The 17,983-nt window shown below is 75.4% G+C and carries 15 protein-coding genes; 3 read left to right on the forward strand and 12 right to left on the reverse strand.

Features of this window, described 5'->3' with window-relative positions; translation table 11 throughout:
• Positions 1-55: 55 nt before the first annotated feature.
• Complete coding sequence (locus tag T328_RS07865) at positions 56-1,294, reverse strand: ROK family transcriptional regulator (protein WP_496495162.1); 1,239 nt, start codon at positions 1,292-1,294, stop codon at positions 56-58.
• Positions 1,295-1,518: 224 nt separating this feature from the next.
• Positions 1,519-2,820 carry a sulfite oxidase gene (locus T328_RS07870; RefSeq protein WP_496495163.1) on the reverse strand — a complete coding sequence of 434 codons (1,302 nt, stop codon included), beginning with the start codon at positions 2,818-2,820 and terminating at the stop codon, positions 1,519-1,521.
• A gap of 214 nt (positions 2,821-3,034) precedes the next feature.
• On the opposite strand from T328_RS07870, the gene T328_RS07875 reads away from it, so the two are divergent.
• Both T328_RS07875 and T328_RS07880 read left to right on the forward strand, forming a co-directional pair.
• A complete protein-coding gene (locus tag T328_RS07875) occupies positions 3,035-3,682 on the forward strand; it encodes a hypothetical protein (protein ID WP_496495164.1) in 648 nt (215 codons plus the stop codon).
• A 32-nt stretch (positions 3,683-3,714) separates the two neighbouring features.
• Positions 3,715-4,479 (forward strand): bestrophin-like domain, encoded by a 765-nt coding sequence (locus tag T328_RS07880; protein ID WP_496495165.1) that lies wholly within the window; start codon positions 3,715-3,717, stop codon positions 4,477-4,479.
• A gap of 116 nt (positions 4,480-4,595) precedes the next feature.
• Here the strand turns inward: T328_RS07880 and T328_RS07885 are convergent, their stop codons facing one another.
• Both T328_RS07885 and T328_RS07890 read right to left on the reverse strand, forming a co-directional pair.
• Positions 4,596-5,543 carry a beta-ketoacyl-ACP synthase III gene (locus tag T328_RS07885; protein ID WP_496495166.1) on the reverse strand — a complete coding sequence of 316 codons (948 nt, stop codon included), beginning with the start codon at positions 5,541-5,543 and terminating at the stop codon, positions 4,596-4,598.
• Positions 5,544-5,726: 183 nt separating this feature from the next.
• Positions 5,727-6,578, reverse strand: coding sequence for a glycerophosphodiester phosphodiesterase (locus T328_RS07890; RefSeq protein ID WP_496495167.1), 852 nt, complete (start codon positions 6,576-6,578; stop codon positions 5,727-5,729).
• A gap of 190 nt (positions 6,579-6,768) precedes the next feature.
• On the opposite strand from T328_RS07890, the gene T328_RS07895 reads away from it, so the two are divergent.
• Positions 6,769-7,947, forward strand: coding sequence for an endonuclease/exonuclease/phosphatase family protein (locus T328_RS07895; protein ID WP_496495168.1), 1,179 nt, complete (start codon positions 6,769-6,771; stop codon positions 7,945-7,947).
• Positions 7,948-8,055: 108 nt separating this feature from the next.
• Here T328_RS07895 and T328_RS07900 read toward each other — a convergent pair whose 3' ends face one another.
• The 8 genes from T328_RS07900 to T328_RS07935 all read right to left on the reverse strand — a co-directional run bounded on the left by T328_RS07900 (position 8,056) and on the right by T328_RS07935 (position 17,944).
• Entirely contained in the window at positions 8,056-9,303 is a 1,248-nt protein-coding gene (locus T328_RS07900; protein ID WP_496495169.1) for an NAD(P)/FAD-dependent oxidoreductase, read from the reverse strand.
• A 76-nt stretch (positions 9,304-9,379) separates the two neighbouring features.
• A complete protein-coding gene (locus tag T328_RS07905; RefSeq protein WP_496495170.1) occupies positions 9,380-10,762 on the reverse strand; it encodes an NAD(P)/FAD-dependent oxidoreductase in 1,383 nt (460 codons plus the stop codon).
• Positions 10,755-12,275, reverse strand: coding sequence for an FGGY family carbohydrate kinase (locus T328_RS07910; protein WP_496495171.1), 1,521 nt, complete (start codon positions 12,273-12,275; stop codon positions 10,755-10,757). Before T328_RS07910 ends, T328_RS07905 begins: the two co-directional genes overlap by 8 nt.
• A gap of 16 nt (positions 12,276-12,291) precedes the next feature.
• Positions 12,292-12,900: a GTP-binding protein gene (locus T328_RS07915; RefSeq protein WP_496495172.1), complete on the reverse strand. Its 609-nt coding sequence runs from the start codon at positions 12,898-12,900 to the stop codon at positions 12,292-12,294.
• The gene (locus T328_RS07920; protein ID WP_496495173.1) at positions 12,887-13,243 is read right to left on the reverse strand and encodes a DUF742 domain-containing protein; all 357 of its coding nucleotides are present in this window, start codon (positions 13,241-13,243) and stop codon (positions 12,887-12,889) included. The genes T328_RS07915 and T328_RS07920 overlap by 14 nt, the downstream gene beginning before the upstream one ends.
• Positions 13,243-13,683 carry a roadblock/LC7 domain-containing protein gene (locus tag T328_RS07925; RefSeq protein ID WP_496495174.1) on the reverse strand — a complete coding sequence of 147 codons (441 nt, stop codon included), beginning with the start codon at positions 13,681-13,683 and terminating at the stop codon, positions 13,243-13,245. The genes T328_RS07920 and T328_RS07925 overlap by 1 nt, the downstream gene beginning before the upstream one ends.
• On the reverse strand, positions 13,680-16,340 hold the full coding sequence (locus T328_RS07930; protein ID WP_496495175.1) for a nitrate- and nitrite sensing domain-containing protein: 2,661 nt from the start codon (positions 16,338-16,340) through the stop codon (positions 13,680-13,682). Before T328_RS07930 ends, T328_RS07925 begins: the two co-directional genes overlap by 4 nt.
• Positions 16,341-16,420: 80 nt before the next feature.
• On the reverse strand, positions 16,421-17,944 hold the full coding sequence (locus T328_RS07935) for an amino acid permease (RefSeq protein WP_496495176.1): 1,524 nt from the start codon (positions 17,942-17,944) through the stop codon (positions 16,421-16,423).
• Between the last annotated feature and the right edge of the window lie 39 nt (positions 17,945-17,983).

Here is a 17,983-nt window from a genome sequence, read left to right on the forward strand (position 1 = left end):
TGACCCTCCTCCGGTGTGGCGGCAGCCAGCGTACGACCGCGGCGGCGGAGAACCATCAACCGGGGTGGTCGGCGGTCGTGTCGTCGGCCGCCGCGCCTGCCGCGCCGGGAGCGGCGGCGGCGAGGCGGGCGTCGGCGCGGTCGGGGGCGTAGAGGTCGTCCACGACCATGGCGGCGGCGCCGATCAGGGCGGAGCGGTCGCCGAGCCGGGCGGTGACGACGTCGAGGTGGGCCGTGGTCCGCGGCATCGCCCGCCGGTAGAGCAGCTCGCGCACGCCGGTGAGGAAGGGCACGGAGGCCAGCTCGCCGGCGATCATCAGCACCCCGGGGTTGAGCAGCGTGACGACCGTGACCAGCACCTCGCCCACCCGCTGCCCCGCCTCCCGGGCCAGCCGCACCGCGTCCGGGTGCCCGGCGGCCAGGTGGTCGCGCACGTCGGAGCCGGACGTCGCCGGCACGCCGAGCCCGTCGAGCCGGGCGGCGAGCGCGTGCCCGCTGGCGACGGCGGCGAGGCAGCCGTACGAGCCGCAGCGGCACAGCGCCTCCCGGCCGTCGTACAGGCGGATGTGGCCGATGTCGCCGGCGCCGCCGTCGATGCCGCGGTAGATGCCCCCGCCCACGACGACCCCGGCGCCTATCCCGGTGGACGCCTTGACGAGCAGGAAGGCGGTGCAGTCGGGGAAGCCGGCGCGCTGTTCTCCGTAGGCCATGAGGTTGGCGTCGTTGTCGACGAGCACGGGGACGTCGGGCGCGCCGCCCAGCCGGGCGGCGAACGTGCGCCGCAGGTACGCGGGGATGGCGTAGCCGTCCCAGCCCGGCATGATCGGCGGCTCCACGACCCGACCGGCGGCGACGTCCACGGGCCCGGGCACGGACAGCCCGATGCCGCACACCCGCGCCGCGGTCTCGCCCGCCTCCGCCAGCAGCGGGCCGAACCAGCGGCACACCTCGTCCAGCACCGGCTCCGGACCGTCGCCGATCACCAGCGGCCCGGTCCGCTCGGCGAGCACGGTGCCCGCGAGGTCGAGCACCGCGGCGCGGCCGTGCCGGGTCTCCAGGTCGGCGGCGAGCACGACGGCGTGCCGGTCGTCGAACTCCAGCCGGGCGGAGGGTCGTCCGCCGGTGGACGTGCCGGCCACCTCGCGGATCCAGCCGGCGCGGAACAGCTGGTCGAGTCGGAGTCCCACGGTGGACCGGGACAGCCCGGTGACCTGCTGCAGCTCGCCGCGGGTGGGCGCCTCGCCGGTGCGGATGAGGCGCAGTAGGCGGCCCGCGCTGGCCGGGTTCGCCGCCATCGTCCCCCTGTCCCTCCTCGTCGGCACGCCGGACCACCGGTGCGCGCCGGCTGGTCGGCCGGTCCGCGCGCGCCACCCGCGGCCCTCCGCGTCGGCGCGCTCCCCCGGAGAACAGGAGTACCACGTGCGGCCGGCAACCGCCGAGCGGGGCGCGGCGGCCAGGGACGCCCTGGAACTCCGCTCGGTGCGTTTCGACGCCCCGGACGCCGGCTGAGCGCCGGGGTTCAGGCGACGGTCACCGGGTGGCGGACGACCGCGTCGAAGAGGTAGCCCTGGTCGTTATGGACGGTCTCGGCGGGCTGGGTCCGGCCGCGTACGTCGGTGGCGCGGGCGCGTACGTCGGCGGGGCCCGGCCGCTCCGGCCGCCAGGTCGCCGACCAGCGCACCCAGCCGTCGGCGCGGGGGGCGTCCGCCAGTTCGGCCGGGCGCCAGGTCGCGCCGCCGTCGGTGCTGACCTCCACGGTGTGTACGCCTCCGGCGCCGGACCAGGAGCGGCCGGTGAGCCGGTGCGTCTCGCCGGCGGCGAGGGTGGCGTACCAGGGCAGTTCGAAGGCGCTCTTGAGGGTCTGCCGGGTGAGCGGCTCGCTGCCCCCGGGCGGGTAGGCGGGGCCGAAGAGGCGGTAGAAGTCGGTGTTCCACGGGGAGTACAGCGGCTCGGCGGACACCTGCACGTCCCCGACCCACTTGACCGAGGAGATGCCGACCCAGGACGGCACGAGCACGCGCACCGGGTGCCCGTGGTCGGCCGGCAGCGGCTCGCCGTTCATCTCGTACGCGAGGATCACGTCGTCCAGCGCCTTGGCCACCGGCAGCGGGCGGCGCACCCGGCCGAGGTTCACGCCGTCCGTCACGTACTCGGCGTCCAGACCGCGCGGCATCACGTCGACGGCGCGCCGCGTGAGGCCGGCCCGCCGGAGCACCTCGCCGAGGCGTACGCCGCGCCAGCGGGCGACGCCGACGGCGCCGAGGGTCCAGGCGGTGCCGGTGACGGTCCCGCCCTGCTGGCTGGTGAAGAAGCTGCGGCCGTTGCCCGCGCACTCCACGAACGCGGAGCGGGTGGCGGCGGGCAGTGCCCTGAGGTCGTCGAGCCCGAATTCCGCCGCACCGCCGCGCAGCCCGTCGCCCCAGACACGCAGGCTCCAGTCGGCGGCGTCGAGCACGGGGGTGGCGGTGTGGTTGCGGACGAAGAACCGGTCGGCGGGCGTGTGGTAGCCGGTGTCCTTCAGGGCGGCCCAGTTGGTCTCGGCATTGGTGCCGCGGACCGTGAACAGCTCCGGCGGCAGCGGCTTGACGATACCCGCCGCACCGGCCGCCCGGGGGGCGGACGGCGCGGCGGGCGCCGCTCCCGCCGGTGACGCGCCGAGCGCGCCCAGGGCGCCGGCCCCGCCGGCGGCGGCGAAGAGCCGCAGCATGTCGCGCCGGGCGACGCCCGGGGTGCGGGCGTCGCCGTCGAGCCACTGGCGCAGGCGGCGGCGGTCGTACGAGGTCTCGTCGGACGGCTGCGAATACGGCATGACGCCGATCATGCGATCGCCCGCACGCAGAACTCCATTGCCCGATTGTCAAGAACTCGTGAATCCACCCGGAGGGGCGTAAGGGCCGCCGGACCGCTCCCCCGGCGGCGCACTCGGAGGCGACGGACGAGTGCTCGTGCGACGGGAGCGCGCGAGGGCTCGCGCCCACGGGTGGATTACGGGCGCGGGAGGCGTAGTCCGGCGCGGCGTCGAGCAACTTCCGGCCGTGACCCGGGAGAACACACCGCGCGCCGCGCGGCCCGCCGTACGTGCCGCCGCGGTGCTCGCGGCGCTCGCCGCCGTCGGACCGGCCGCGGCCGGGGTGGCCGGGGTGGCCGCCGCGGCACCGGTCGCCGCGGACACGCCGCGGACCGCCGTACGGGGTCTCGCCGTGCCCGGCGACGGGTGCGTGCGCGTCGGCGGGGACCTGCCGCTGGAGGAGTTGGGGCGGATCGCGCGGGAGGAGGGCGTCGGGGAGGCGGTGCGGCGGGGGTGCGATCGGGAGGCACCCCCGCCCGTGCCCCCCGCGCCGACTCCATCACCGCCGCCGACGCCGACGCCCGAGCCGCCCCCGCCGCCCCGCACGCCGACGCCCCGGGCGCCCGCGCCCGCCCCGCCGGAGCCGGCCGCGCCGCCGGCCTCCGCGCCCGTACAGCCGACGCCCTCGCCCAGCCGCCCGCCTGGCCCCGAACCCTCCCCCACGCCTTCGCCGGCTCCGTCGCCGTCGCTGCGGCCCCTGTACCACGGGCCGCCGCCCCGGGACGTCGACGAGGGCACCTCACCCGTCACCAGAACGCTGCTGTTCGTCGCCCCCGCGATCCTCGCCGCCGCCGCACTCGGCGGCTCGGGCGCGGCGGCCCGCAACCGCTCCTGACCGCCCCGCAGCCCGCCCGCCGGAGGCAGCCCGTGTCCGAATTCCTCATGCTCACCCTCGCGATGGCCGCGGCGATCGCGGTCGTCGTGCTCATCACCGTCCTCAGACACCGCCGCCCCGACGAGGACTTCGACCCCGACGAGACCCCGGACGTCATCGAGTACATGACGATGATGATCGGGGTGGTGTACGCGATCGTGCTGGGCCTGGCGATCGCCGGCGTCTGGGAGGCCAAGGGCAGCGCGGAGGACGCGGTGCGGCGGGAGGCGTTCGCGCTGCACGAGACCGGCGAGCGGCTCGCCGAGTACCCCGCCCCGGTGCGCGAGGAGATCCGGGCCGACGTGGCGGCGTACGTCGACTACGCCGTGCATGAGGAGTGGCCGCGGATACAGGACGGCGAGGACCTCGACGAGCGCGGCGACGCGCTGCTGGACGAGGTGCGCCGCGGCATCCTCGCGTACGTCCCGGAGACCGACGCCGAGAACCGGGCGGCCTACGCGCTGGGCGACCAGATCGCGGCGGCCGAGGAGGCCCGTAACGAGCGGGCGTTGAACACGGGGCCGACGATGCCGTCGCTGGTGTGGTTCGGGCTGATCACCGGCGGGCTGGTGGCCATGGGGATGGTCTTCGCCCTGCAGATCCAGCGCTCGGCGCGCGAGTTGGTCCTCGCGGGACTGCACAGCGGGCTCCTGGCGTTCCTGCTCTTCCTGGTCTGGTACCTGGACCAGCCCTACGTCCGCGACTCCGCCGGCATGCTGGAGCCCTTCACCACGCTCTTCCCCGAGGCCGCCGGCTGAGCGGGCCGACCGCATCGGCTACGGCACGATGCCGCTCACCGACCACCCCGGCATCCCGCCGTTCGCGGCCGTCTTCTGGGAGCCCCCGCGCCGGGCGGCCGGCGCGGGGTACGGGGCTACGGGCAGCGCACGACCTGGCCCGCGTACGACAGGTTGCCGCCGAAGCCGAAGAGCAGCACCGGCGCGCCGGACTCCACCTCGCCGCGCGCCACCAGCTTCGAGAACGCCAACGGCACGCTCGCCGCCGAGGTGTTGCCCGACTCGGTGACGTCGGTGGCGACGACGGACTGCGGCGCGCCGAGGCTGCGGGCGAGCGGCTCGATGATCCGCAGGTTCGCCTGGTGCAGCACGATCGCGGCCAGGTCGCCCGGCGCCACGCCGCCGCGCTCGCAGACGCCGCGGGCGATCGGCGGCAGCTCCTTGATGGCCCAGCGGTAGACGGCCTGGCCCTCCTGTGCGAAGACCGGGGGCGTGCCCTCGATCCGTACCGCCGGGCCCATCTCGGGCGCGGAGCCCCAGACGACGGGGCCGATGCCCGCCTCGGCGGGGGTGGCCGCGGGGGCGACCACGGCGGCGCCGGCGCCGTCGCCGGTGAGGACGGCGGTCGAGCGGTCGTTCCAGTCGGTGACGCCGGTCAGCTTCTCCGCGGCGATGACCAGTGCGCGGCTCGCGGCGCCAGCCCGGATGGCGTGGTCGGCCTGGGCGAGGGCGTGGGAGAAGCCGGAGCAGGCGACGTTGACGTCGATGGCGGCGGGCGTGGGGATGGCGAGCCGCTCGGCGACCCGGGCCGCCATGTTCGGCACCCGGTTCTCGGCGGTGCAGGTGGCGACCATGACGAGGTCGACGTCCTCGGCCTTCGTGCCGGCGCCGGCCAGCGCCTTGGCGGCGGCGTGCGCGGCCATCATGTCCACGGTCTCGTCGTCGCCGGCGACGTGCCGGGCGCGGATGCCGACCCGGCTGCGGATCCACTCGTCGCTGGTGTCGACGAACCGGGCCAGCTCGTCGTTGGTCAGCACCTTCCCCGGCTGGTAGTGACCGAGGGCGAGGATCCGGGATCCGGTCATGGGCGCCTCCGCATCAGCGCTTTTTCGTGGCCTTTGCCGTGGCCTTGTTGGGGCCCGTCGTACGTTGCCTCCGAGTCTGCCGGGTCTGCCCGGGGTTGGGCAGTGGAGATCCATCAAAGCGGCGGCGCGGGTCTTTGGCGGGGTGAGCCATTGCCGCGCCGCCGCCGCACGGTCCGTCGGTCCTCAGGTGAGGGACTGCGGGTAGTCGGTGATGATGCCGTCGACACCGAGACCCGCCATCTTGCGCATCGCGCCGGGCTCGTCGACGGTCCAGACGTTGATGTCCATGCCCAGTTCGTGGACGCGGTCGACCAGCGCCTGGTCGGTGATGGTGTACTGCGGGTTGACCTGGTCCGCCCACGCGCTCAGCGCGAGCAGTTCGGCCTCGGTGGGGCGGTCGGCGTCGAGGAAGCCGATGGGCACCTCGGGCATGAGGTTCTTGAAGCCCTGTGCGTCGTCCAGCTCGAAGGACTGCGCGGCCAGCTGGTCCTCGGCGAGCGCGCTCTGCACGTAGTCCGGCCTGGACTGCAGCAGCGCGGCGAAGTCGGCGGGCAGGCTCGCGTCGTAGTGCGCGCAGGGGCTGATCTCGGCCAGCAGGCCCGACTTCCCCTCGATGAGGTCGATGACGCGGTCGACGGTGATGATCGGCTCGCCGGCGAACCTGGCGGAGAACCAGGAGCCGGCGTCCAGAACGCTCAGCTCGGCCCAGGTGAAGTCGGAGACACGGTAGCTCGGGCGGCCCGGGTACACCTCCTCGATGTCGGTGGTCCGCTCCATCGTGCAGTCGTGGAAGTTGACGAGCTTGCCGTCCTTGGTCCGCTGCACGTCGATCTCGACGAAGTCGGCGTCCTGACGGACCGCCAGCCGGGTGGCGACGGCGGTGTTCTCGGGTGCCACGCCGGAGGAACCGCGGTGGGCGATGACGTCGGGCCCGGTGGCGGCGGCCTGGGCGCCGGACGCGCCGGCGAGGACGCCGGCGGCCGTCAGGGCCGCGAGGACGGGCGCCGCCCGCAGCAGGGATCTCACGAGCTTCACAATTGACCTTCACTCTCGTGGTGTTGGTGGTGCTGCCGAGGCTGAAGACGTGACGTTAAACAAGACGGACGATCACGTAAAGAGGCCGTGGTCATGACATGACATGCTTGCCCGGCGGGGTCCCGGATGCTGGGATGCGGTGTGCGCGTACGGGCCCGGGCGGACGGCGGCGCGCCGGAGAGGCGGAGCGATGCGGGGCATACGGCGCGGCGGGCGGCTGGGCGGGATGGTGGCGCTGACTGTGCTGGTCACGGCGCTGGCGTCGGGGTGCGGTGCGGCGGGCCGGCAGGAGCCCGACCGGGACGGCGGACAGCGGGAGCACGAGGTGCAGGATACGGAGCGGGCGCGGGAGACCCGGGAGGCGCGCGACGACCGGGACGGGCGCGGGGCGCCCGCCGTCGGCGTGGCCACGTACAACGTCTACCTCGGCGCCGACCTGCAGCCCCTGTTCGCCGCGGGCAGCCAGGCGGAGCTGACCGAACGCGCGGGCGAGGTGTACGCGGCGATGGAGGCGACCGACTTCCGCGAGCGGGCGTCGGCGATCGCGGACCTGCTGGCGGCGCGCGAGCCCGAGGTGGTGGGGCTGCAGGAGGTGGCCCGCTGGGAGAAGGGGCCGCTGGGCGGGGAGCCGGCGGTCCGCTACGACTTCCTGCGGCTGCTGCTCGACGAACTGGCCGCCCGCGGCACCCCCTACCGGGCCGTCGCCACGAACGACAACTTCACCGGCCGGATGCCCGTCTCGGCCACCGAGGAGGCACGGTTCACCGACCGGGACGTGATCGTCGTACGGGACGGGCTGCCCGCCTCCCGGCTGCGAACGGCGCACGTCAGCTCCACGTCGTACGACGCCAGGGTCACCCTGCCCTCCGAGATCCCCGGGCTCTCCTTCGAGGTGCCGCGCGGCTGGTCGGCCGTCGACGTCACGGTGCGGGGCGAGACCTTCCGCTTCGCCAACACCCACCTGGAGGCGTTCGGCACCCCGGAGGTGCGCGCCGCCCAGGCCCGCGAGCTGGCCGCCGCCCTCGCCGGCTCGCCCCACCCCGTCGTCCTCGCCGGCGACTTCAACTCCCGCCCCACCGACGCCGCCGGCGCCTACGGGATCCTCGCCGAGGCGGGCTACACCGACGCCTGGACCGCCGCGGGCGGCGACCCGGACGGCGGCTGGACGGCGGGCCAGAGCGGCTCGCTGCGGGACGGGAACGAACTCTCCCACCGCATCGACCACATCCTGTACGGGCCGGGCGGACCTCGGGCCCTCGCGGCGGAGGTGGTCGGCGCCGAGGACGCCGACCGCTCGAAGCCGACCGGCTACTGGCCGTCCGACCACGCCGGCGTGGTCACCGAACTCCGCCTCGGCGCCGGGCGGTAGTGAACCCGGCGGACCCGGCGGTCACGCCCGGAAGGCGAGCCGACGGCCTCCCCGGCCGTACGACGGGACCCCGCCGCGGCTGCGTGCGGCGGTGCGGGCGCCGGGCCGTCACAGGCCGATGTGCACCGGCCCGCCGCGCCGGTCGGCACCGGCGGCCAGGCGCCACGGGACCCGGAAGACCCGGCCGGGCGAGGCGGGCCACGGCAGGGTGCGGCGGCCGAGGACCCGGCCGTCCTGACGTACCGTCACCCGGGGCACGCGGACCAGTTCGCCGGACCACAGCAGCAGCCGGCCGCGGGGCGGCGGCGGGTCGCCGGGACGCAGCAGCCCGGGGGCGACCCACCGGAACGGGGCGTCGGCGACCAGCGGCACGCCCGGCCCCGGCGCCGGCTCCTGCCCGGCGAGCGCGCGGAGCACCTGGTGCGCGACGTGCCGTCCGTCGAGTGCGGCGACGTCCGCGGTGTCGGCGGGGTGCAGCAGGTTGCCCGCCGCGAAGACCCCCGGCGCGCTGGTGCGCAGGGCGGTGTCGGTGAGCGGCGCGGCGCTGCCGGGGGCGAGGTCGAGGCCGGCGGTGCGGGCCAGTTCGTGGTCGGGGACCCAGTCGCCGGTGAGGACGAGGGTGTCGCAGTCCACGGTGCGCCGGCGCCCGGTGTCCAGGTGCTCGATCTCGACGCCGGTGAGCCGGCCGCGGCCGATGATGCGCACCACGCGGGTGCGGGTGGCGACGGGCACGCCGAGCAGCAGCCGCCCGGGACGGGTGAACGCGGCGTACGACTCGGGCACGGCGTGCTCCGTCGTCATCAGCGCCGTGCGGCAGCCCGCCGCCCTCAGCGTGAGCACCGCCGACCAGCTGACCGGCTCGGCGCCGACGACCACCGCGCGCCGGCCGGGTGACCGGCCGTGCAGGTGGACCAGGTGCTGCAGCCGGCCGGTGGTCAGCACGCCCGGCGGCCGGTCGCCGGGGATGAGCCGGGCGGGGCGGGGCCGCTCGCGGGCGCCGGTGGCGAGCACCACGGCGCGGGCGTCGACGCGCAGCAGCCCGCGCGGCGTGGTGACGTCCAGGGCGCGGTCGCCGGCCCAGCCGGTCACGGTGGCCTCGGTGCGGATCTCGGCGCCGGCGGCGACGGCGCGTTCGGTCAGCGCGCGGGCGTACGCGGGGCCGTCGAGGACGCGGTGCAGGTCGCGCAGGCCGTAGCCGGTGTGGTCGCTGTGCCGGGGGATGCCGCCGGGGGCGCGCTCGCGGTCGAGGACGAGGACCCGGCCGGGCGGCAGCCGCGGGGCCAGCCGGGCGGCGGCGGTCAGTCCCGCGGGGCCGGCGCCGACCACGACGACGTCGGGGGTGAGGATGGTGCTCATCGGCCGGGCTCCGCTCCGGGGGCGGGGGCGGGGGCGGGTTCGGGGGCGGCGGCGCGCGGCCGGGGCGGGCCGGCGCTCACCGGCCGGCCGCCAGCAGGGCTTCGACCTCGCCGGCGCAGTAGAAGCCCTGGCAGCGGCCGTTCATGGCGCGGGTGCGGCGGCGCAGCCCGTCGGTCCCGGCGGGCGGCAGCGGGGAGCGCAGCACGTCGCAGATCTCGCCCTCGGTGACGCGCTCGCAGAAGCAGACGACCCGGCCGTACGCACCGTCCCGGGCGATCAGCTCCTCGTCGCGGTACGGGCGCGGCGTCGCCTCGCCGAGGTTCGGCATCCGCGGCGGCGCGGGCAGCCCGGTGCGCGGCACGAGCACGAGGCCGGCGGCGCCGAGCAGGTCGCGGACGTGCTCGGCGATCGCGAGCGACGCGGACAGGCCGGTGGAGCGGATGCCGCCGACGAGGACGTAGCGCCGCCCGGGGTCCGCCTCGATGAGGTAGTCGTCGCGGTCGATCGCCGCGCGCAGCCCCGCGTACGCGGCCGTCACCTCCTCCTGGAGCAGCCGGGGCATCAGCCGCTCCCCCTTGGCCAGCAGGAAGTCGTACCCGGCGGCGGTGGTGGCGGTGTCGCCGCGGTCGGCGACGTCCTCGGCGGTGGGGCCGAGCATGACGTTGCCGTAGATGGTGGGGCTGATGAGCACGCCCTTGCCGCGTGCGGTCGGCACGGGCAGCACGATGCGGGGCGCGAGGGGGCGGGCGAGCTTGTCGTAGACGAGGAGTTCGCCGCGGCGCGGGGTGACGGTGAAGCGGTCGTGGCCGAAGAGGCCGTCGACGGTGTCGGCGGCGAGACCGGCGGCGTTGACGACCCAGCGGGCGGTGACGTCGCCGGCGGTGGTGCGCAGCACGGTGGCCGCCGGGCCGGGCCCGGCGGCCTCGACGCGGTGGCCGAGCAGGACGGCGGCGCCGCGTGCCCGCGCCTCGGTGGCCAGCGCCAGGGTGGTGGTCCAGGAGCAGATCACGGACTCGCCGGGGACGGCGAGCCCGCCGAGGGCGCCGGGGCCGAGCGCGGGGACCTCGGCGTAGACCTCGTCGGCGGTGAGCGGGACGCAGTGGTCGTAGCCGTTGGCGACGGCCTTGCCGTGCAGCCGTGGCAGGGCGGCGAGTTCCTCGTCGGTCCAGGCGACGAGGAGGGCGCCGGTGCGCTCGACGGGGATGCCGGTGGCGTCGGCGTACCCGGACAGCAGCGCGTAGCCGCGGCGCACCAGGCGGGATTCGAGGGTGCCGGGGGTGGCGTCGAAGCCGGTGTGGAGGATCGCGGTGTTGGCCTTGCTGGTGCCCTCGCCGACGTCGTCGCGGGCGTCGAGGAGCGCGACCGACAGCTCGTGGCCGGCCAGTTCGCGGGCGACGGCGGAGCCGACGACACCGGCGCCGATCACCGCCACGTCGTACGGTCCTGGCGGCTCAGCCACGCCCGTCCTCCGGCGCCGCGGCCCGGGACTGCCCGGCCGCGTCCTGGCGCGGCAGCGCCGCGCCCGCGGCCGTACGCCAGCGGTCCAGGAACTCCGCCGCCCGCGCCCGCGGCCAGCGCGGCTCGTACGTCCTGCCCGGCGTCCACCGCGGCACCGCGTCCGCGGCTGGCAGCCCCGGCTCCAGCGCCATCCGGGCGAGCGCGGCGGCACCCAGCGCGGTGGCGTGCGGCGAGGGGTAGACGTCGACGGGTACCTGGGAGAGATCGGCCTGCGCCTGCATCAGCGTGCGGCTGCGGGTCAGCCCGCCGTCGACGCGCAGCCGGGTCAGCGGGCCGCCGAGGTCGGCGGCGACCAGCCCCGTCACCTCCGCGACCTGGGCGGCGACCCCCTGCAGCACGGCGAGCACCAGGTGCTCGCGGCGGCTGGCCAGGGTCAGCCCGGCGAACGAGGCGGTGGCCTCCGAGCGCCACCAGGGCGCGGCGAGCCCCGCGAACGACGGCACGCACACCACCCCCGCGGCGTCCTCCGCCGCCGCCTCGTCCAGCTCCGCGGCCGAGCCGACCAGGCCCAGTTCGGTGAGCCAGCGCACCGCGGAGGCCGCGGTGTACACCTGGCCGTCCACGCAGTACGGGGTGGCGCCGCGGGCCCGCCAGGCGACCGACGTGGTCAGCCCGGAGCCGGAGCGCACCGCCGCCTCGCCGGTGTTGGCGAGCAGGAACGCCCCGGTCCCGTACGTGCACTTGGCGGTGCCCGCCGTCAGACAGCCCTCGCCGAACAGCGCCGCCTGCTGGTCGACCACGAGCCCGGCCACCGGGACCTCGGCGCCGAAGGCGGCGGTGGTGCCGGCCACCTCGTCGCAGGCCACGATCCGCGGCAGCGCCGCGGGGTCGAGACCGAAGAGGGCGACCAGCTCGGGGTCCCAGTCGACGGCGTCGAGGTCGAGCAGCAGCGAGCGGCTGGCGGTGGCGGCGTCGGTGACGTACGCGCCGGTGAGGTGGTGCAGCAGCCAGGTGTCGGTGGTGGTGACGACGCCCTCGCGGGTGCCGTTCTCGCGCAGCCAGGTCATCTTCGGCGCGGAGAAGTACGGGTTGAGCACCAGCCCGGTGCGCCGGGCCACCCACTCGGCGGCGTCCGCGCGCTCGTCGCACTGCCGCTGCGACCTGGAGTCCTGCCAGCTGACGGCCCGGGAGAGCGGCTTGCCGGTGGCGCGGTCCCAGGCGAGCACCGTCTCGCCTTGGTTGGCGAGCGCCACCACGTCCACCGGCCGGCCGGCGGCGGCCACGGCCTGCCGGCCGGCGGCCAGCACCGAGGACAGCAGCTGCGCCGGGTCCTGCTCCACCCCGCCGCCGGGCAGGTAGTCGGGTGTCACCGGCACCTCGGCGAGAGCCAGTATGCCGCCGCTCCCGCTGCCCCCGCCGCTGCCCGCGCCCCCGCCGCCGGCCGGCGCCGCCGGGTCGACGACGAGGGCCTTGGTGCCGGAGGTGCCCTGGTCGATGGCGAGCACGGTCGTCATGGCGGGGCGGGCCTTCCTACGTTCGCTGGGCGTGGGCGGGTTCCGCGGACGCGATCAGATGGTCCATCAGGGCGAGCAGCACGCCGCGTACCGACTCGCGCTCGCGGGCGTCGAACAGGACGATCGGGGTGGTGGGCTCCTTCAGGGTGAGCGCGTCGCGGATCTCCTCCGGATCGTAGTCCTGCTCGCCGTAGAAGCAGTTGGCGGCCACGACGAACGGCAGGTCGCGGCTCTCGAAGAAGTCGACGGCGGCGAACGAGCGGTCCAGCCGCCGGGTGTCGACGAGCACCACGGCACCCAGCGCGCCGCGCAGCAGGTCGTCCCACATGAACCAGAACCGCTCCTGGCCCGGCGTGCCGAACAGCATCAGCACCGCCACATCGAGGGTGATCCGGCCGAAGTCCATGGCCACGGTGGTGGCGGACTTCTGCTCGATGCCGGACAGGTCGTCCACGCCCATCCCGGCCGCGCTCAGCCGCTCCTCCGTGCGCAGCGGCGTGATCTCGCTGACGGCGCCGACCGCCGTGGTCTTGCCGACCCCGAACCCGCCGGCCACAAGGATCTTGACGGGTGGGAGATAGGTGTCCCAGACGGCGTCCGGGGCCCGGGTGTCAGGCTCGTTCAAGGCCGCTCCTGATGCGTCGGAGGAAGTCGATGTTCATGGCGTCCGGGTCGCTCATCGGCGGTCTGTGTTCGATGAGCCCCTGCTCCAGCAGCTGGGCGAGGAGGACGGCGGCGGGGGTGAGCCGCATCTCGATACGGGCCGCCAGCTCGGCCACGGCGATGCCGGGACCGGCGCACAGCCGCAGGATCGTCTGCCACTCCTCGGGGATGCTGCGCGCGTCGTCGGCCCGTACGGCGGCGCGGACCGTGGAGTGCATCGTGAACTGTTCACCGGGCGCCCGGTCGGTGCGTGATCCGGTGAGCGCGAACGTCCGCGTTCTGCGCGTTCCCCGTGGCGCGCTCATTACCGGATGCGGTCCCGGCGGGCCCCGACGCCGAGCTGGTGCTTGAAGGCGCGGGCGACGCGGACGGTCTCGCGCATGGCGAGGCCGATGGACTCCGGGCCTGAGGTGTAGGCGACGAGGGTGCTGCCGTTGCCGCAGGCGGTGAGGATCAGGTGGCTGCGCTCCATGGTGATGTTCAGGTGCAGTACGGAGCCGCCGTCGACGGGCATCGACAGGCCGTCGGCGAGGCTGGCGAGGCCGGAGCAGGCGGCGGCGATGGTCTGGACGTCGTCGCGGGTCCAGTCCAGGCCGTAGCCGCACAGGGCCAGGCCGTCGTCGGCGAGCAGCACGAAGCCGGTGAGGTCCGGGACCAGTTGCAGGTTGTCGCGGAGGTTGTCGAAGACGGCCGCGTCCTCCGGGCTCGCGGGGATGACGTTCTTCACGTGCCTGAGGCTGCTCATCGGTCGCTGTCTTCCTCGGGGTCGGTCAGGGCTTCCTGAAGCTGGGTGAACGCCGACTCGATGGTGTCGAGCGGACGTCGGTCCATGGCGGTGGCGGGCCGGCGCCTGCCGTCGCGCAGTTGGCCGGCCATGTTGGAGCCGGGCACGCGCTGGGGCAGCCTGGAGGCACGGGCGGCGGGGCGGTCGGGCTCCGGCCCGGCCTGGGGTTCGGCCTGGGGCTCGGGCTCGGCCGTGCGCGGCGGGCCGGCTTCGGTCTCGGGGGCGGCGGGGACGGGCAGGGACACTTCCTCTGTCGGTTCATGGGCGGGCTCGCGGGCCGGCTCAGCGGCCGGTTCACGGGCCGGTTCGGGGTGGGACCCGGGGCCCGGCTCGGGGTGGGGCTTCTTGGTACGTACCGGCAGCGGTTCCTCGGCCCGTACGTGCTCGGGGGCGGCCGGCTCCGCGGGTGCGGCCGGGGCGGGGGGCAAGGGTGCCGCGGGTGTGGCCGGGGGCGCGGGCGGGCCCGGCCGGCGGGCGGGGAGGCCGTGCCGCGCGGGGGCCGGCGCGTCGTCGGCGGGGGCGGGACGGGCCGGTGCCACCCCCGGCGCCGGGTCGATGGGGCGTACGGGACCGGTGGGACCGCCGGCGCGCGCCGGCTCGCGGCGTACCAGACCGGCCGCCGTCGGCTCGCGCCGCTTCGCGGGCCGCGGGCCCGTGCGGCCCGGCAGCGGCCTGCGTACCGGGGTGCGGTCCGCCAGTTGCTCCGGCGCGCCGGTGAGCAGCGCGGAGGGCACCAGCACCACCGCCAGCACGCCGCCGAAGCGCCCCTGCTGCAGCGTGACCCGGATCCCGTGCCGCTGCGCGAGCTGCCCGACCACGAACAGGCCCAGCTGGTCGGAGGACTTGGCGAGCACCGCGTACGGCGGCACGTCCAGCAGCCGTCCGTTGAGCGCCTCGAAGTACCAGCTCTCCGGCGCCCGCCCCTTGTCCTCGACCTCGATCGCGACGCCGGTGGCGGTGTCGGTGGCGCGGACGAAGACCTCGTAGCCGCTGGGCGAGTAGGTGGTGGCGTTCTCGATCAGCTCGGCGATCAGGTGGGTCAGCTCCCCGGCCACCTCCGGCACCACCCACGCCTCGGCCCGGAACTCCTTGGTGACCTGGGCGAAGCCGCGGGACTCGCCGGCCGCGTCGACGATCAGGTTGGCGATGTGCACGGGCTCGGTGTGCGGACCCACGACGGCGCCGCCGGAGAGCACCAGCAGGTTCTCCAGCTGGCGGCGCACCCGCACGGTGAGGTGGTCCAGCTCGTACAGCTCGGCCAGCAGCGCGGGGTCGGTGTCGGCGTAGCGGTGCTGCAGCTCGTCCAGCGTGCGCAGGACGGCGACGATGAGGGTGACGGCCCGCATGGTGACGCCCTCGGCGAACTTCTCGAAGCCGAACCGCTCCTCGTGCACGAGCCGCGCCGCCTCGACCACCTCCTCCGCGAGCCGGGCGACGACGTTGGAGATCTCGCCGAACTCGTCGGCGGCGGCGATCTGCGCGGGCAGCGCCGACAGGTCGACGTCCTCGCCGCGCTGCAGCCGGACGATCATCTGCGGCAGCTGCCGGCGGGCGACGGCCAGCGCGCTGGAGCGCACCTCCTCGGCCCGCCGCACGATGGTGCGGCTGATCCACAGCACGACGCCGAGCACGGTCGCGACCAGCACGACGCCGCCGGCGGCGATGGCGTACGCCGTCACGCGCAGTTCGCCGGCCCGGTCCCCGGCGTCGTCGGCCAGCGCCTGGATCCGGGCGGTGGCCAGGCCCGCGAGGCTCGGGGCGAGGCGCTCGTACGCCTCCTCCCAGCCGGCGGTCTCGGCGGGCAGCGTCACCGCGCCGCCGGAGTCGCGGCTCGCGCCGATCACCGCGTCCTCGATACGGGACTTCTCGGCCCACTCCGCGGAGGTGGTGATGGCGTCGTAGCGGCCCTTCTCGCCGCTGGGCAGCAGCGGTCCGGCCAGCGTCCCGTACGCAAAGCGCTGCACGCCGACGGCCTCGGCGAAGCGGGCGTGGTCCGCGGCCGACAGCCGGCCGTCCCGCGCGCCGGCCAGCAGGGTGTCTTGGAGGGCCAGCGACTCGCCGGCCTGCAGCAGGGCGGTCAGCGGGCGGGCGCCCTGCGCGAGGCCGCCGTTGTGGGCACGCAGCCGGACGTGCACGCCGATGGTCTGCTCGATGGCGCGGGTGTACACCTCCAGCACCTCGTCGCGGTCCCCGGAGCGCCCGGCGGCCCGCTCGCGTACCGCGTCGAGCGCGTCGACGTGGCGCAGCGCGGCGGCCAGCGGTGGGCGGGCGGCGGCGTCGGGGGCCTCCTCGGCCAGCTCGCGGAGTTCGACGGCGGCCTCGTCGGTCAGGGCCTGCTGATTGCCGAGCTGGGCGGCGTTGACCGGGCCGCGGGCCCAGTGCAGCGCGGTCATCCGGCGCTCGGCCTGCAGCTCGGCGACGAGCGCGAACGACGGTTCCCGGAGCCGGTCGAGGGTGTCGGCGTAGTCCTGCACGGCCCCGGCCCGGTCCAGTTCCCGGACGGCGCCGGCCGCGGCCAGGGCCGCCAGCGACGCGGCGACGACCGCGGCCAGGAAGCGAAGGAGCGTACGCAGGCGCATGGGACGCCGGCCGTGGGCGGTGGGAGTGGTTGCGGACATCGGACCTCACGGAGCGCTGGTCGGTTTCGGTCGGGGCGGTGCGCCGGGCCGCCGCCGGGGGTGCGGCGGCCCGGCGCGCGTCACACCAGGTCCTTGCCGAGCTCTGCCATCTCGGGGTCGGCGGTGTAGACGGGTGCCTGGTACGAACGCCGGCCGGCCACCCACCACGAGACGGTGGCCAGCAGCAGAACGGCGGCCAGGGCCACCGAGGCGTAGTTGAACGTGTCCACGGTGACCGGCGACTTCTGCGGCAGGCAGAAGATCACCGTGATCACGGCCACCCAGCAGACCGCGACCCAGCCGATCGGCGAACTCCACCTGCCCAGGTTCCACGGCCCCGGCACGAAGCGGTTCTTCGCGCGCAGCCGCAGGTAGATGGGGATGGCGTAGGCCGGGGTGATGCCGATGACGTTGATGGCCGTGACCGCGCCGTACGCGGTCGCCGAGTACAGCGACGGCAGCGCCAAGCAGAACGCGACGGCGACCGACAGCATGACCGCCCGGGTGGGCACGCCGGTGCGCGGCGAGACGCGGCGCCACAGCTTGGAGCCGGGCAGCGCGCCGTCGCGGGAGAAGGCGAAGACCATCCGCGCGGTGGCGGCGGTCTCGGCGTTGCCGCAGAAGAGCTGGGCGCAGATGACGATCAGCAGGAGGGCCTTGGCGCCGCCCTCGCCGATGGCGTCGATGAAGATCTGCGCGGGTGGCACGCCGGTTGCGGAGTCCTGGGTGCCGACGTAGTCCTGGATGGCGAAGGTCAGTCCGGCGAGCAGGACGAAGCCGGCGACCCAGGAGACCCAGATCGCGCGGACGATGCCCTTGGCGGAGCTGACCTGCGCCTGGGTGGTCTCCTCGGAGAGGTGGGCGGAGGCGTCGTAGCCGGAGAAGGTGTACTGGGCGAGCAGCAGTCCGATGGCGGTGACGAAGAACGGGTTGTTCCAGCCGGTGTCGTTGTTGAACTCGCCGAAGACGAAGCCGGCCGACTGGTGGTGGTCGGGCACGATGATCAGGACGCCGACGATGATCGCGACGCCGGTCAGGTGCCACCAGACGCTGACGGAGTTGAGGATGCTGACGACGCGCACCCGCAGCAGGTTCAGCGTCAAGTGCAGCACCAGGATGACCGCGAAGATCAGCAGCGTCTTCTCCGCGGTGGGCTCGAAGCCCCACTGGAGGTTGAAGAACGCGCCGACGAACAGCGCGCAGCCGTAGTCGATGCCGGCGATGGCGCCGAGCAGGCCGAGGAGGTTGAGCCAGCCGGTGTACCAGCCCCAGCGGGGGCCGCCGAGCTGGTGGGCCATGTAGTAGAGCGCGCCGGAGGTGGGGTACGCGCTGGTGACCTCGGCCAGGCCCATGCCGACGCAGAGCACGAAGAGCCCGACGGCCACCCAGCCCCACATCATGACGGCCGGTCCGCCGGTGCTGAGCCCGAAGCCGTACAGGGTCATGCAGCCGGAGAGGATCGAGATGACCGAGAAGGAGATGGCGAAGTTCCCGAACGGGCCCATGCGGCGCGCGAGTTCCGGCTCGTAGCCGAGATCGCGGAGGTGGGCGTCGTCGTCCTTGCGCCGGGACGTGCCGGCGGTGCTGACCGGCGCTTGTGACATGGAGTGACCTCCGATGGGGAGTGGCAGGGGCATGACAGT

Source organism: Streptomyces sp. CNX435, from assembly GCF_059570575.1.

Coding starts and splice junctions, on each gene's coding strand:
- T328_RS07925 (WP_496495174.1), bottom strand. CDS start 13,683: ATGAGCAGCCTCAGGCACGTGAAGAACGTCATCCCCGCGAGCCCGGAG.
- T328_RS07900 (WP_496495169.1), bottom strand. CDS start 9,303: ATGAGCACCATCCTCACCCCCGACGTCGTCGTGGTCGGCGCCGGCCCC.
- T328_RS07885 (WP_496495166.1), bottom strand. CDS start 5,543: ATGACCGGATCCCGGATCCTCGCCCTCGGTCACTACCAGCCGGGGAAG.
- T328_RS07865 (WP_496495162.1), bottom strand. CDS start 1,294: ATGGCGGCGAACCCGGCCAGCGCGGGCCGCCTACTGCGCCTCATCCGC.
- T328_RS07870 (WP_496495163.1), bottom strand. CDS start 2,820: ATGATCGGCGTCATGCCGTATTCGCAGCCGTCCGACGAGACCTCGTAC.
- T328_RS07895 (WP_496495168.1), top strand. CDS start 6,769: ATGCGGGGCATACGGCGCGGCGGGCGGCTGGGCGGGATGGTGGCGCTG.
- T328_RS07910 (WP_496495171.1), bottom strand. CDS start 12,275: ATGACGACCGTGCTCGCCATCGACCAGGGCACCTCCGGCACCAAGGCC.
- T328_RS07930 (WP_496495175.1), bottom strand. CDS start 16,340: ATGTCCGCAACCACTCCCACCGCCCACGGCCGGCGTCCCATGCGCCTG.
- T328_RS07935 (WP_496495176.1), bottom strand. CDS start 17,944: ATGTCACAAGCGCCGGTCAGCACCGCCGGCACGTCCCGGCGCAAGGAC.
- T328_RS07920 (WP_496495173.1), bottom strand. CDS start 13,243: ATGAGCGCGCCACGGGGAACGCGCAGAACGCGGACGTTCGCGCTCACC.